The organism is Nocardia sp. NBC_00403, from assembly GCF_036046055.1.
Lineage (GTDB): Bacteria > Actinomycetota > Actinomycetes > Mycobacteriales > Mycobacteriaceae > Nocardia.
Genome location: NZ_CP107939.1, coordinates 3,427,263 through 3,440,845 on the forward strand (window position 1 = coordinate 3,427,263; position 13,583 = coordinate 3,440,845).

The 13,583-nt window shown below is 64.2% G+C and carries 16 protein-coding genes and 1 pseudogene; 7 read left to right on the forward strand and 10 right to left on the reverse strand.

Annotation, left to right across the window (positions count from 1 at the left end):
* Nucleotides 1-213: 213 nt before the first annotated feature.
* Nucleotides 214-627 (reverse strand): hypothetical protein, encoded by a 414-nt coding sequence (locus tag OHQ90_RS14990; RefSeq protein WP_328410999.1) that lies wholly within the window; start codon nt 625-627, stop codon nt 214-216.
* 162 nt (nt 628-789) lie between these two features.
* Between OHQ90_RS14990 and OHQ90_RS14995 the strand changes: the two genes are divergently transcribed.
* The gene (locus OHQ90_RS14995; RefSeq protein ID WP_328411001.1) at nt 790-1,347 is read left to right on the forward strand and encodes a hypothetical protein; all 558 of its coding nucleotides are present in this window, start codon (nt 790-792) and stop codon (nt 1,345-1,347) included.
* Between the two features lie 161 nt (nt 1,348-1,508).
* Here the strand turns inward: OHQ90_RS14995 and OHQ90_RS15000 are convergent, their stop codons facing one another.
* The gene (locus OHQ90_RS15000) at nt 1,509-1,682 is read right to left on the reverse strand and encodes a hypothetical protein (protein ID WP_328411002.1); all 174 of its coding nucleotides are present in this window, start codon (nt 1,680-1,682) and stop codon (nt 1,509-1,511) included.
* 527 nt (nt 1,683-2,209) lie between these two features.
* Here OHQ90_RS15000 and OHQ90_RS15005 point away from each other — a divergent pair.
* Complete coding sequence (locus tag OHQ90_RS15005) at nt 2,210-2,341, forward strand: hypothetical protein (protein WP_328411004.1); 132 nt, start codon at nt 2,210-2,212, stop codon at nt 2,339-2,341.
* A gap of 49 nt (nt 2,342-2,390) precedes the next feature.
* Here the strand turns inward: OHQ90_RS15005 and OHQ90_RS15010 are convergent, their stop codons facing one another.
* Together OHQ90_RS15010 and OHQ90_RS39415 are read right to left on the reverse strand one after the other, a co-directional pair.
* Nucleotides 2,391-2,693: a hypothetical protein gene (locus tag OHQ90_RS15010; protein ID WP_328411005.1), complete on the reverse strand. Its 303-nt coding sequence runs from the start codon at nt 2,691-2,693 to the stop codon at nt 2,391-2,393.
* Between the two features lie 4 nt (nt 2,694-2,697).
* Nucleotides 2,698-3,114 (reverse strand): recombinase family protein, encoded by a 417-nt coding sequence (locus tag OHQ90_RS39415; protein WP_442941401.1) that lies wholly within the window; start codon nt 3,112-3,114, stop codon nt 2,698-2,700.
* A 317-nt stretch (nt 3,115-3,431) separates the two neighbouring features.
* Between OHQ90_RS39415 and OHQ90_RS15020 the strand changes: the two genes are divergently transcribed.
* Nucleotides 3,432-4,145 (forward strand): hypothetical protein, encoded by a 714-nt coding sequence (locus OHQ90_RS15020; RefSeq protein ID WP_328411007.1) that lies wholly within the window; start codon nt 3,432-3,434, stop codon nt 4,143-4,145.
* A gap of 456 nt (nt 4,146-4,601) precedes the next feature.
* On the opposite strand, the gene OHQ90_RS15025 is transcribed toward OHQ90_RS15020, so the two are convergent.
* The 3 genes and pseudogenes from OHQ90_RS15025 to OHQ90_RS15035 all read right to left on the reverse strand — a co-directional run bounded on the left by OHQ90_RS15025 (nt 4,602) and on the right by OHQ90_RS15035 (nt 6,369).
* Nucleotides 4,602-5,459: a tyrosine-type recombinase/integrase gene (locus OHQ90_RS15025; protein ID WP_328411008.1), complete on the reverse strand. Its 858-nt coding sequence runs from the start codon at nt 5,457-5,459 to the stop codon at nt 4,602-4,604.
* A gap of 110 nt (nt 5,460-5,569) precedes the next feature.
* Nucleotides 5,570-5,974 (reverse strand): annotated as a pseudogene (locus OHQ90_RS15030) (NUDIX domain-containing protein); the annotation flags it as partial.
* A 17-nt stretch (nt 5,975-5,991) separates the two neighbouring features.
* A complete protein-coding gene (locus tag OHQ90_RS15035) occupies nt 5,992-6,369 on the reverse strand; it encodes a DUF6508 domain-containing protein (RefSeq protein WP_328411010.1) in 378 nt (125 codons plus the stop codon).
* A gap of 104 nt (nt 6,370-6,473) precedes the next feature.
* Between OHQ90_RS15035 and OHQ90_RS15040 the strand changes: the two genes are divergently transcribed.
* The 3 genes from OHQ90_RS15040 to OHQ90_RS15050 all read left to right on the forward strand — a co-directional run bounded on the left by OHQ90_RS15040 (nt 6,474) and on the right by OHQ90_RS15050 (nt 10,606).
* Nucleotides 6,474-6,773: a Gp37-like protein gene (locus OHQ90_RS15040; RefSeq protein ID WP_328411012.1), complete on the forward strand. Its 300-nt coding sequence runs from the start codon at nt 6,474-6,476 to the stop codon at nt 6,771-6,773.
* 226 nt (nt 6,774-6,999) lie between these two features.
* The gene (locus OHQ90_RS15045; RefSeq protein WP_328411013.1) at nt 7,000-9,699 is read left to right on the forward strand and encodes a hypothetical protein; all 2,700 of its coding nucleotides are present in this window, start codon (nt 7,000-7,002) and stop codon (nt 9,697-9,699) included.
* Between the two features lie 10 nt (nt 9,700-9,709).
* Nucleotides 9,710-10,606: a phosphotransferase family protein gene (locus tag OHQ90_RS15050; protein WP_328411015.1), complete on the forward strand. Its 897-nt coding sequence runs from the start codon at nt 9,710-9,712 to the stop codon at nt 10,604-10,606.
* A gap of 466 nt (nt 10,607-11,072) precedes the next feature.
* Here the strand turns inward: OHQ90_RS15050 and OHQ90_RS15055 are convergent, their stop codons facing one another.
* On the reverse strand, nt 11,073-11,879 hold the full coding sequence (locus OHQ90_RS15055) for a LysR family transcriptional regulator (protein ID WP_328411016.1): 807 nt from the start codon (nt 11,877-11,879) through the stop codon (nt 11,073-11,075).
* Between the two features lie 67 nt (nt 11,880-11,946).
* Between OHQ90_RS15055 and OHQ90_RS15060 the strand changes: the two genes are divergently transcribed.
* Nucleotides 11,947-12,840 carry an NAD(P)H-binding protein gene (locus tag OHQ90_RS15060; RefSeq protein ID WP_328411017.1) on the forward strand — a complete coding sequence of 298 codons (894 nt, stop codon included), beginning with the start codon at nt 11,947-11,949 and terminating at the stop codon, nt 12,838-12,840.
* A gap of 212 nt (nt 12,841-13,052) precedes the next feature.
* Here OHQ90_RS15060 and OHQ90_RS39420 read toward each other — a convergent pair whose 3' ends face one another.
* Both OHQ90_RS39420 and OHQ90_RS15065 read right to left on the reverse strand, forming a co-directional pair.
* Entirely contained in the window at nt 13,053-13,187 is a 135-nt protein-coding gene (locus tag OHQ90_RS39420; protein ID WP_442941467.1) for a hypothetical protein, read from the reverse strand.
* Between the two features lie 156 nt (nt 13,188-13,343).
* Nucleotides 13,344-13,541 carry a hypothetical protein gene (locus OHQ90_RS15065; protein WP_328411019.1) on the reverse strand — a complete coding sequence of 66 codons (198 nt, stop codon included), beginning with the start codon at nt 13,539-13,541 and terminating at the stop codon, nt 13,344-13,346.
* Nucleotides 13,542-13,583 lie beyond the last annotated feature (42 nt).

Sequence of the window (13,583 nt, forward strand, 5' to 3'; positions counted from 1 at the left end):
GTGCAAATAGCTACCCGAGACTGGCATTGCGACAGGTTTCTCCGACGCCAAGAACGATTCTCAACACCTCGGGCCATCCGTCCATAAGCGCCAGAGGGGGTTACGTGTGGAGTGTCGACCTTGGTCGCGTTCTGTATGTCGTGCGCCGAACGTCCCTGTCGTGTGCCAACTACTCCTCCTTTCCGATAGGTCGCCGTTGCCGCGCACCCGAACTCATCTGCGGGGAAGCGCCAGCTCGCCGATACGCCAGTACTCGCCCAGCGCCGTATAGGTCTCGGGCCTAACCATGGGCGCGGGGCGCAGCTGGAACTGCACGCCCCGAACATCGACGATCGTGCAGGAGAGACCTTCTCTGAACCGCACGTCGCCGGGTCGCAGGACCCTGGTCATGTCGTCGTCGGCCGCGGCGTCGAGGAGGTATTCCGCGACCTCGCTCTCGGTGGGCGTGACGCCACACCAAGACAGCGCATACCCGCCGCCGGTCAGAAGGGGCCACAGAAGAGGCGCAAGGCAGTCGGCCAGCGGACCAGGGTTATCGCATAGCAGGGTCATGACCCGCCCGAGGACCTCAAAGGTGTGTGGGTCCTCGCGCCGTCGCGCCCGAGTGCTGCTGTCAGCGGTTGTCATGTTCCGCGATCCTCCTCGCGTGCACGGCGGAACACCCCGATGACGCGCCGCGACGACTAGGGGTTCCGGTAGTAATCGCCGAAAAAACAACGGATATGGCATAGCCCTGGTCAGGAGTGGTCCGTCGTTTTGGGCTATGGGGCAGTGTGTTTGGTGCTTGGCTTGGCTGCCGATGATGATGGTCGGCGCGGTGGAGGTTGTGGTTCGTGGCGCCGGGGTGTATGCAGCACCAACACGAAAACCGGCTTGTACCAGCGCGCTATGCCATATCCGCCCAAAATTCGGCCGATACTACGGCGACCCCGATGGTCACTGATCAATGCCGATAGCTCTTTCGGCGGCGCCAGCCATCTATTTCTTTTGTTCGCTAACTGTTTGCCTTGTTACCGTCCGGCAGTGAGCCTCACTGATCTCCGCGGCCGATTCCGCGATGATGCCCAGCGCCGGCGGACCCAGCGGGTAATTGAGAAACGACTGGCAGACGACCGGAACCAGGACGAATGCCGCTACCTGATGCGGTTCGTCTGGCAGCTCCACATGACCTACTGCGAGGTGACCGAACAGAACCTCCAGGAACACGTCGGCGCGGACAAGCTCAGGGCCATCGAGGTGCTGGTCGAGGCTGCCCGGCGATCACCGGAATCGATCGACGCGTGGATCGATTCGATCGAGCAAATCTTTCCCGTCGTTCATGATCGAGGCTACGAGACCTTCGGCTAGTCACGGACCGGGCCGGAAACCGGACGACCGCCGAGTACCCGCCGCCAAGAGAAATATTCGGACCCCGCTGCCGGGCCTGCCGTTCTGGGGGGTACACCCCCAGTCCCTGCAGCGGAATACAGACCACTTGAATACGGTCCTCTGCCAGTCCCGCGTCCCGGTCAGTCGCCGAGCTGTTCCAAAGCCGCGATGACCAGTGGCAGAGTTCCTGCGGCGAGGCGGTATTCCCGAATCGGCTCGGCCTGCGAATTGCCCTCATGCCGCGACTCGACCAGTGACGGCCGCGGCACCCTGTCGGTTGTGTGGTGGCCGGCGCGGCGCATGTTCGAGGTCATTCCTCCCAGGTTCTTGGCACCGATAGCTCGTTTGAGTTGGTCCGGTGTCGCAGTGCCCCCCGGCAGCGACCAATGCTCGAATCGCCTGTAGGCCGGTTGGGCCGAGATTGCCTATGAACCGCTGTACCGTGACCTCGTCCCACACAAACTTGTCCTCTTCGGCGATGCTCCCGGGCTGCAGCGTGCCGTTGGTTCGCGGTGGTAGGCGCTCGGCCAGCCGACCTGTGCGGCGAGCAGGCCCAGCTGCAACCGCATCTCGAGGGTCATCGGTACCGAGTTGGCAACCATCGCGTAGTGCAGCTGCTCACGTGCCACTCGCGGGGCATCGATATCCATCGGCATCACGATAGGCCAGATCGCCACTGGTCCAATCGAATTCAATCCGGCCCGTGGGGTCCAGATTTGAGAAATCCGGCGCTTAGGATGCCCGGGTGATCCGGTCTGGCTGGCTGAATGCCGTTCTAGCCCGGCTTGATTCGATGGATTCGGGTGGCGGGTCGGGCGGTGCGGTGGTTGCATGGCGGGCTGTGCATGATGAGGGTGTGGCCGGGTACGGCCGTTTCGGTGTGTTGTCGCGGGCGGAGTTGGATCGGTTCTTCTACCTGGATGATGAGGATCGCAAGCTGATCGCGGCGAGGCGCCCTCACCTGAACGAGTAGATTGAGGGCCGATCAGGGATCTGGTCCACTGAGCCGGTGCCCGGATGTACTACTCGCGGCGAGGGCGTAGCGCTGCGAAGAGACCAAGTACGACGACGCCAACCAGCCACACCGCTACTCCGAGGCCTGCGAGGACGACCGTTCTTCCCCACGGCATGATGAACGGCCCGTAATACGCCACTCGGGCCCAGTATCCGCAGGGGCCCACGTCTTCCGGTATGGTCGCGCACTCGGGGTGGCCGATGGCCGCGAAGGCCAGGGTCGCGAGCATCGGAATCTCAACGGCCACACCGAGTATGACCGCCAGGCTTACGATCGCCAGGCTTACAGTGGGGCGGGAGGGGACTGCCATGCGGTCAAACCCTAATGCGCGGCCGGGGACGATTTCCACGCGCACCCGCAGCCATCAAGGGGCGGCCAGTTCCTCGTGCCAGTAATCCAAGTCGGTCAGCAGTGCGTCCAGGCGTACCGCGGCACATCGTGGCGCAACTGCTCAGCCGAGTCGTCGCCGGAGACCATGCACCCAAGTCCGGTTGATGACATCCAGGAACTCTTGGACCGACACGTTCGGTGTCCTTGCCGCTCTTCTTGTCGGTGTAGATCTTCTGGCATCCCGCCGCGGTGAGCGCATGGATCTGGCGGTCGAGGTTCTGGTCCTTGGTGGAGACGCGGCCGTAGCCGATAAGCGCGCCGCCGCCGCCGATCGGATCGAGGGCGTCGCCGTCGAGAGTGAGCGGTGCAGGGATGTCGAGATCGTGTGTCGGCGTGGCCATGCCACGGACTGTACGAGAAAGGGCCGACAAGAATTGTTGGACACCAATACTTTTCGACACGTTTTATCGACAGTCGGCGGCTTCGGCCGACCTGGGCTTCCGGACCGCACCGCCCCGAACTGGCGGAGTGTCGAAAAACCGAACGATTTACAACATGCCGATCGGCAGCCCGGACGGGACCGGAACGGTCAGTTACGCCAGCTACCCACGACAGTTCCTTCCGGCAGCATCATCGGCTGTGGCAGCTTTCCTTCTACGGCCCGCCCGAATCGATATTTGGATGCGCACGCTGGTGGTCATGGTGCATGGTTGCATCCATGAATTTGGCGGCGAACTCGCCAGAGTTCGATGATGTCTACCCTGCGTTGGGCAGGCTGGTTGTCAACAGCAGCTTCATGGAAGGGTGCCTTCGAAACTTCGTCCATTGGCTGGCTGTGAGCGAGGACGCCTGGATCTTGTTCGCTGGCCAGTCCGTCGATTGGCTCATCCAGTCCGGGAAGGCGATGCTGTCTGAGCTCGAGGACACTGATGAATTCGCTCTCCAGAACATCGAGCGGTTTAAGGCTGCGCTTGAGGGGGCGAAGACCCTCAGCGAGCAGCGTAATCACCTCGTTCATGGTGACTGGCGGTTAAAGTTCCTGGACGATTACGAGCCGCGGCCCCGGAGCAGTCCGGCCGATGATCGGGTCTTCTACGTCGCCCACAGCAGGTTGCGGCGTAACGACAGAGTGCGTCAGATAACGGTCGTCGATATCGAACTGCTCGCAGACCAGATGCGGGAGTTGGGCGAGGAGATCGAGGCAGCGACTCAGGAGGGCGCGCGTGTCCGCTACTCGTGGAACAACCTCCGCAATCGGCCGTCAGGGGAGTTTGTGGATTGGGACCCAGACGTGATGCTCGATGCCCTTGCTCGAAAGCACGGCGTCAATCCTCGTTCGAGTAGGTACGCGGAGCTGTATTCCGACGCTGAAGATCTCGAAGATCCAAGCGACGACGGTAAGGCCCCACGAACGATGCCGGCGGATTCGTGAGCGGGTTGCAGGAGAGCAAGTCGGGGACGGTGGACTACCCAGCACTGTCGGGTGAACGAAAACGCGGCCAGACTCGGACAGTCTGCGTGTTGCCACGTCGCTGAAGCGGATGCCAGAACACGCGATCAGGATCAAAAATGCGCTCCGGCGGCGCATAGCGCCGCTGGAGCGCATTTGATTCAGAAGAGGCGGATTTGGCAGTGTCGCTGTGGCGTACGTTGTTGATCCCTGGTGTGTGCGGGTGAGCAATCAAGATCATCGGGACGCGATACGACAGCAATGTATTTTGTTGTTATGGTCCCGGTTGACCAGCGTATTGCCAGGTCAGGACACTGTTTGGAGAGTTTGATCTCATAATCCATCGGTCGTGGGTTCGAGCCCCACCCGCCCCACAAACCCCCAGGTCAGCGAGCCAGGGGAGTGTGGAAGCATGCCTATTTGGGGCCAACTCTCTGTTTATTCTTCATTTTCGTTGGGGAGGGCGAAGGCGTCGAAGCGCTCGCGAGCGTCAGGTCCGACGTGAGTTCGCTGGATGTAGTGGCGACGCGTGATTGCCTCGGTGTTGCCAAGCTGAGCTGCGGCGATGGAGATGTCGGACTGGCTGCCGTCGGCGTCTTCGGCCAGCTGTGTGCCGACGGTCTTGCGGGCGGTGTGGGGGTTCTGCGGGATTTCGGTGAATCCGAGCCTTGTGAGGATCCGCTCGAGTTGCTTGCGCGCGTTGCGTGGATCTCGCAGGGTGCCGCGCGCCGATGGGAAGACCAAGTCCTCCGGGTCGTGCGCCACGCGGGCACGCCGAGCTGCCAGCTTCAGTACGGTCCAGTTGTGCAGGAATAGTCGTCGCTTGCCGTTGGGACCGCCTTTTGGATGAGGCTGGATGAACATTCCGCCACCGCGCAGCCGCACGACGGTGCCCTCGATCAGAACACTGGGTTTGGGGCCATCGAGGTCGAGATGCTTCCACTTGAGCGCCAGTGCTTCACCGATCCGGCCGCCGGTGCCGAGCAGGGTGTCCAGGAGGTCGGCTATTGCGGTCCGAACGGCTTGCTCGTCCTGACGCATTGCCGCGCGAATGCGGAGGACTTCGGTAGCCGACCACGCGACGACAGGCTTGTCATCCACAGTGATCGGTGCCAGCAGTTTGACGATATTCCCCGGTGCTGCCCCGTACCGGCTTGCGATGGTCCACATTCCGGATAGGCATGTCTTCGCCGGCTTCGCGGTGGGTTTTCCGATCCGTTCTCCGAGATCGTCGAGGAAGCCTTCCAAGATGGCGCTGGTGGCTTCGCCGATGGTGAGTTTGCCGAGTTCCGGCACGATGTGCAGATCGAGGATTTCGCCATACCGGCGCTTGGTATTCGACGATAGGTTCGATCGTTCGATTCTGGTTCGCCAGCGGTCGGCAAGCGCGCCGATGCGAGCTCCCGGGTCACCGCATCGAACGGATCCTCCGCGTGCTCGACCCCACCACCCGGAAGAGTCCAGCTGGTTTCGCCACTCGGTGGAACGTGGCAGGCGAGCAGAACCTGTCCCTGCTCGATGCATACGGCGTACGCCGCCAGTCTGAAACTCATCCCATAACCTCTACCGGACCTGTCCCGACCTCGTCCGCCTGAGGTGTGGGTGTGTACCGAGCGCATCTGTGTGCAGGCTCCGAATTCGTCTACCCAGCAGACAGTTCTAGGCGTGAGGTGGAATCCTGGCGTTGCTGGCATTCGGCGGGCGCGGACGTTCCGCCGACACCAAACGGTCCGAGATGACCTCGGGCCGTTGATCTTCGGATGTGGCGTCTGGCCGCTTCGAGACGCGCGAGTCGCGGCATGTGTGGGCATCGACGTGAACCGTTATCTCACTCTCGTAGCACCGCCTGGAACCGGCGGAACGCGTTGATGCGTCGCGAGACCCACGACTGGCCTGGTGGCGCGTGGATGTGCTCGGCGTGGATCGTCGCTATGCCGTCGTACCACCTGCGTAGGCGCAGCAGGGCTGCCTGGAACGTGCCGTCGTCGAGTGCGTGCCCGATCGTTCCGTCGCTAAATCGCTCGGCCCGTGTTATCGCGGTCAGCATTCGGCAGGTGTCGGCGACCGACGCGTCGGCCAGACCCTGGCCGCCTCGATATCGCCGGATACCGTCCCAATTCGTCCAATCGAACCTCACGATCGCGTCCGCTTCGTACAACGCGTGCTGGACGTGACCCACGGCGGCGCTGTAGACGGCGTAGGGCATGCACAGAGAACCGTCGGCGTTCTGGGTGCGGATTTCCCACGGGCTGCTCGGCGAGCAGCTCGTCCACCGCGGACCACAGCTGCTGCCAACGCTCGGGTGGTGAGATGAGCAGCTGTGCCTTGATATCGGAATCGCTCGGCTCCACGCCGGCACCCTACGTCATCGGAGAGACCGGGCACTGGTTCCTCGGCGACCGCATCGGCGCCACCGCACCCGGCGACGACACCTACACCATCCGCATCGACCGCGTCCGCGAACTCACCCTCGCCTGGGACCGCGACCAATTCCCCGAATGGCGCCCCATCATCGGCGACCCCACCAGCAACCGCGACCGAGGCCAACGCACCTTGGACGTGGTCTCCGAACTGGTCGCTGGCGTACATGAGCTCGGGGTACTGGCTTGACAGAATTCAGCCAGCCTGTCTTGGTAGTGCTTCTTCGGGGAAACCGGGGGATGGGGTCGGCGGAAGTGGAAGGCGAAACCACTGCTGACCAGGACAGGTGCATGCAACGGTGCCGCCAAAATTGTTCGTACACTATAGGATTCGTTGTCCTGCGATGGATGTGCATCTTACAATGCAGTGAGGCCGCCCAGGCGGTCCTGTAAGCACTCGTGTCAGGGGGTTCACGGTGTCACCGCGATCAGATCTGCGCTCGCTGTTCAGCCCGGGACGCGACGGCGTGGACGCGCAGGACGTTTTCGCCAATCGCCATGATGAGTGGCTGGCGACGACCGACAGTCTGCTGGCGCACTGGGCCGCGGTGCGAGCGCCGGGCTTCAGTGTGGAGGATTTCGCCACTCCGCGCCGCAATGTGCTCGTCTTCTACGGTGTGGGCGGCATCGGGAAAACCACTCTGTCCAAGCGGCTGGAAACGCACCTGACGACTGGTTCGGAGTCCGTGGGCTCGGAATGGGGGCCGGTACCTGCGGAGGTCGGCCGAGTGCTGCCGATCCGGATCGATCTGTCGCGGCAGGGCGGAGTCCAGTTCGAAGATGTCATCCTGGCCATGCGGTTGGCGGTGGCGCGGGTTGGGCATCCGATGCGGGCGTTCGATCTTGCGTTGCGGCGGTATTGGGAGGTCAATCATCCTGGTGAGCCGTTGGAGGGATATCTGCGCCGCAACGGATTTCTGCGCCGGGCAGGTGAGGTGACCGATCTTCGGGAGCAGATGCGTGCGGTCGCTGAGGATGTCGTTCAGGCGTTGACGTTGCCGACCGTGGCCGGGGTGGCCGCGACCACTGCGGTGCGCGAAATTGTGCGGGCGTTGCGGCAGCGTCGCAGTGCCGTGCGGGCCTTGGCGCGCTGCACAAGGTTGGCCGACCTGTTGGAAGCCGATCAGGATGCGGAGACTCTGAGCTATTTCCCGCATCTGCTCGCCTGGGATTTGGCGCAGGTGCCGGTCGATCGCTCTGGTGTGCTGGTGGTCCTGTTGGACACGTTCGAAGAGGTCGGGGACCGCAGTCACCGAGATCTCGAGCGGCTGTTCCAACGGATGGTGTGGCTTATGCCCAACGCCCTGTTCATCGTCACCGGCCGCAACCGGCTGCAGTGGGACGACCCCTCGCTGGAGGGGCAACTCGACCAAGCCGGACCGTTCCCGTGGCCGCAGCTCGCATCGGCGGCGTCAGCGGATCCCCGCCAGCATCTGGTCGGCTTCTTGTCCGACGACGACCGGGAGCTCTATCTGCGCACCCGGCTGACCCGCAACGACGAACCGGTTATCCCGCCAGAGGTGCGGTCCGAGATCGCTTCTCGCTCTTACGGTCTGCCGCTGTTCCTCGACCTGGCCGTGATGCGGTTCCTCGACATCCTCAACCGCACCGGCACCGTGCCGGGACCAGATGAATTCGATCATGACTTTCCTGCATTGGTCGCCCGGATCGTGCGGGACCTGACCCCAAAAGAACGCACGGTCCTGCGGACGGTCACCCTGCTGGACTCGTTCACCGTCGACCTGGCCACCGCCGCGGCCGGACTGGACAGCGACGCCTCTGCGCTCAACCTCGTCGAAAGACCGTTCGTCGGTAACGATCCCGCCGCGCCGTGGCCGTATCGGCTGCACGATCTGATCAGGTCCGCGGTCCGCGAAGCCGACGCAACCAGCGAAGACCGCTGGTCGCCGAGCGACTGGCGCCGCGCGGCGCAACGCACCCTCGACGCGGTAGGCACCCAGATGCCCGCGCCGGGCGGCTACCAACATCGACGCCAGCTGATGGCCTGTCTGACACAGGGACTACGGATCGCCTGCGACTTCCAACTCGAACCAGGCTGGATCGTCGACGCCGCGTGGCGGTACGTGATCGAGTCGGTCTGGGAACCCATCGACATCCCAGATCCCCGCACTCGAACCGACGACGAGCCCGACACTCCTTGCGCCGCAGTCGCGTTGGCTCGGGTCCTGCATTCCGTGTCCCGGGGGCAACGCGCACACCGGCAAGACACTGCCGACGAACTCGAAGCCGTTCTGAGCCTCGGTGTCTTGCCGGAATCTGCCGAAGATATCGCGCACTATTTCCTGGGTGAAAGCCTGCGCCATCTCGGACGCTACGAAGCCTCGGTGGAGCACATGGGCCATGTCGCGGCCGGGCGCAGTCCGATGGCCGGCGAAGCGCGCCGCGGACTCGCCCACATCGCCCGACACCTGGGAGACTTCCCGACCGCCCTCGACACCATCGAGGCACTCGACCACGACACGCATTACTACCGGGCACTCGGCCACCTGTGGTGGACACAAGGCGATCTCACGCTGTCATGCTCCACCTACGGCACCGCACGCGAACTGGCACTCGCCGACCACAACCCCGGACATGCTGCGCTCGCCCAGGCCGGGCTCGCGTTCGCCGCGGCACTCGGTGACCGCACTCGTGCCGACCAGCAGATCGAGCTGGCCCGCAGTCTGCTCGAGAACGTCAAGCAGAACTGGTCGGAAACACAGGTCCGTACCGCCCGCCTGCTGCGAGACGCGGGCTCGGACGCACACGTGCCCGCCCGCGCCAGAGAGCTCGAACGCGACGCCGCCGAGGCCGGTCTCGGGTCCGCGCTCGCATACATCCGGTTCGCCCGCTGCTTCCACCACGCTCTACGCGCAGAAAACGACCAACTCTACGTAGCCCGCGATCAGCTCCAACTCAGTGTCGATTGCGGCGAATACGCATACCTCGTCGAAATCACCCACTTCTTCGACGGCACCGAACCCGACCCGGACCTGCGGCGCGCGAACTGGATCGACGGACCCGACACCGTGGTAGCCCGATGGCAGAGACTGATCGCCGAACGACGCGCCGCACTCGGCTACGAACCCAATACCCAACCACCCCAACCGAGTTAGACTCGCGCAGATGACCGTCGACTTCGACGCCCCCTTCTCCGATACCACAGCCCGCCACGCCCTCGAACTAGCCGGTACCCGCCTCGGTGTAGCCACCGACAACGCACGGCTGATCCGGATGGGCGAGAACGCCATCTACGCGCTCCCTCACGCCGACGTCGTCGCCCGCATCGCCCGCAGCGAGCAACGCCGGGCGCGCGTGGAGAAGGAACTGGCCGTCGCACGGTGGCTCGCCCGACACGACTTCCCAGCCGTCCGGGTAGCCGAACAATTCGAACAGCTCATCCCCGCCGACGGCCGCCTGATCACGTTCTGGCAGCTGGTCGACATCGCCGGCGAACCGACCGAGGTCGAGCTGGCTGCCCTGCTTCGTGACTTTCACACCCTGCCCGAACCCGGGTTTCCGCTACCGACATTCGACCCGTTCAGCGCCGTGCCGACTCGGTTGGCCAATCCCGGGAACGCTGACCCCGCCGCGGTCGAGTTCCTCACCGAGCTCTACTACACACTCCGAACTCGTTATGCGGAACTGGAACTCACCAGCCCGCACACGGTGATCCACGGAGACGCGCACATAAACAACGTCATTCCCACTCCTTCGGGCCCGATACTGTCGGACTTCGAAGCCGTCGCCCGTGGTCCCCGGGAGTGGGACCTGACCACCGTCGCCATGACCGTCGACCGATTCGGTCTGCCCCGCACCACCTATCAGGCATTCGCCGACACCTACGGCTACGACGTCACCGGCATCCCCGGGTATCCCGTCCTATGCGCTGTCCGAGAACTCACCATGGTCACCTGGCTCATGCAGATCATCGACGTCAGCCCGCGACACGCTCAGGAGTTCGCCCACCGCGTCGACTCCCTGCGCAGCGGCGACCAACAACAGCGATGGCACATCTTCTAAGCCCCCGGCGACGCTAGGTGTGCTGTCTCATGAGATTGGTGGCAGTGGTCGGTCGCCGTACCGATGACGACGTTGCCAGAGACGATTGATCCGTGGGGTGCCTGGGGGACGAGCATTGCGATTTGATCTGTGGCTCAGCATCATTGGAGCGTGCTCGAGCTCCCGACAGCCTGTTGCCAGCTGCGCTGCTGCGACGGCGACATCCGATTGCCCGCCGTCCTCGTCCTCCGATAACCGCGTTCCCACAGTCTTGCCTGCAACATGCGGGTTCGTGGGTATGTCGATGACACCGATGTGGTTCAGTGCGCGCAGCACCTGCTTGCGCTAGTTGCACGGATCAAGCAGCGTGCCACGCCTGGAGAGGAGTCCGCGGTCTTCTGGCCCGTGGTGCAGAAGATGCGTCGGGCTCGCAGCCGTGCCGCCGCCCAGCCGGGCAGCATGAGACGCCTCTTTTCCAGTCGCCGATTCAGTGCCGCAGTGTCGTGGCGGCGATGTCGAGAAATTCGCGCAGGAGCTTGTCGGGGTGGTCCGATGCGACGACCAGGCATGTCTCAGCCCCGGGGGCGTCGGTGACAGGTCGGTGGACGAGGTCGGGGCGGACGTAGGCACGCGCCACACTCAGGGGGGCGAGTACCAGGCCGTGCCCGGAGGCGATGAGCTCGAACTTTTCTTCCAGTGACGACGTCCGCCTGTTCCGGGAGTCGAGCATCCGCTCGCCGTCGAGATCGGCCAGGGTGAGTTCCCGGCGCGACGCCAGCGGATGGGTCGCGGGCATGCAGGCCACTCGGGGTTCATGGCCGACGGGGATGGTGCGCAATCCGGATTCGTCGAAAGGTCTTCGCAGGTAACCGATCTGAGCTCGGCCGTCCCGCAGCGGCGCGTCCGGCTCCCACCAGCGCGCCGGGACGACATCGGTTTCGATCTCCGGGTGACGCATCGCGAATTCCCGGATCGCCTCCGATACACGCAATCCGGGTGCGAAGGCGACCACCAGCCGTCGCACGCCGCGGTCGACATCGTGTACGCGCCGCACCGCCGCGTCGACGGCCGCGAGAATCCCCTGCGCCTCCTCGTAGAGCTGCTTCCCGGCGGCAGTCAGCTCCACCTTGCGGGTGGTTCGCAGGAGCAGTGCGCAATCCAATTCCTGCTCGAAAGCCTTGATCTGACGGCTCAGCACGGGCTGGGCGATGTAGAGCTTTTCCGCCGCCCGGCCGAAGTGCCGGTGCTCTGCCACCGTGGCGAAGTATCGGAGCTTGCGCAGATCCAGATCCATACCTTCACGGTATCAATCTGCGGAAAGGGTCTTGGACGCCGCGACGAACCGTCACCAGACTCGAAGCATGATCGTTATCACCTCACCCACCGGTCACATCGGCAGCCGAGTGCTGGACATCCTGCTCGAAACATCCACTTGCAGTGAAGAATTGCGCGTCATTGTGCGCGACCCGGGTAAACTCCCGGAGGCGATCCGCCCCCGTGTCGATATCGTCACCGGATCGCACGGCGATGCCGATATCGTGGACCGGGCCTTCGCCGGCGCGGATGCGGTCTTCTGGCTGATCCCGCCCGACCACTACGCGCCGAGCCTGGACGCCGCGTTTTCCGGATTCACGCGCGCCGCCGCGAAGGCGTTCACCACCCACGACGTCGGGCACGTCGTGGGCGTCTCGGCGCTCGGGCGCGGTACTCCCGTCGCGGGTCGCGCCGGGCACGTGACGGCATCGCTGGCGATGGACAGTCTCATCGCGAGTACGGGTGTGGCCTATCGGGCACTGGCGAACCCGACTTTCATGGACAACCTGCTGTGGCAGGCGGTTTCGATCCGAGACGACGGCGTGTTCACCGGCACCGTGGCCGCCGACCGGAAGGCGCCGACGGTCGCCACCCGCGATATCGCCGCGGCGGCCGCTCGCCTGGTGCTCGACCGCTCCTGGACGGGAACGGGCGAGGTAGCGGTGCTGGGGCCGGAGGACCTGTCGCCGAACGACATGGCGCAAACCATGTCCGAGGTGCTCGGTCGCCGCATCCGTTACCAGCGGCAGTCTCTCGACGACTTCCGCGCCGCACTGACCGCGCGAGGCGTCGGGGACGCGATCGCGACCGCCTACGTCGACATGATGCGCGCCAAGAACGACGGCCTCGACGACGGCGTGCCGCGCACCGATACAACCGCGAGCCCGACGAGTTTCCGCGAGTGGTGCGAGCAGATCCTCGCGCCGACGGTCCGGGACTGAGCGCCAAGACCGTCCTCATCGTCCGGGCGTCGCGCAACGTCGCTCTCGCCGTCGCCTCCATTGGTCGTGGGTTCGAGCCCCACCCGCCCCGCAAACACCCGCTGACCGGCGGGTTTTTGTGTTTCTGCCGGACGAATCGGCGGACCGGGGAACCGCCGGAGTCCGAGTCGGTTCGCGGGGCACTGATGGGACTGTGCGTGAGAATCGACGACTCACGATGGTGGCGAGCTGAGCTCCGCCCACTCGGTCGGTGAGTAAGCCTGTACCGCTACAGCGCAAACATCTCCATCGCAGATGTACTCCGCCAGCGCTGTCTGCACCGCCAGCTGGCGTTGCACGCGGCTCATGCCCGCGAACACCTCGCCGACCGCAATCACAACGAACTGGTTGGGAGTGCCCGAGACCTGCACTTCCTGGAGCGACAACCTGGTTCGAAGCTTCGCTTCGAACTCGCTGAGACATAGACCGTGGTCGGGCCACTGGGATTCGCTGGTGCTCACCGTCTATACGCCCTTCGGGCCTTTGCCGTCACGGATCTTGGCGACGTACTCGCGGGTGAATCCGCTGTCGCGGGCGATGGCGGACGGGCCGACGTCGTCCAGTAGGGCGGCGCGGATCTTCGCGAAGAGTTCCGCGCGCGCCTTGTCGTAGTGCTCCCGCGCGGCGCGGATCGCGGCGCCGTGGTCGGCTTCCTCGGTCATGCCGTCAGAATGCCACAACTCTGTTCGCGAACATAGTTGTCA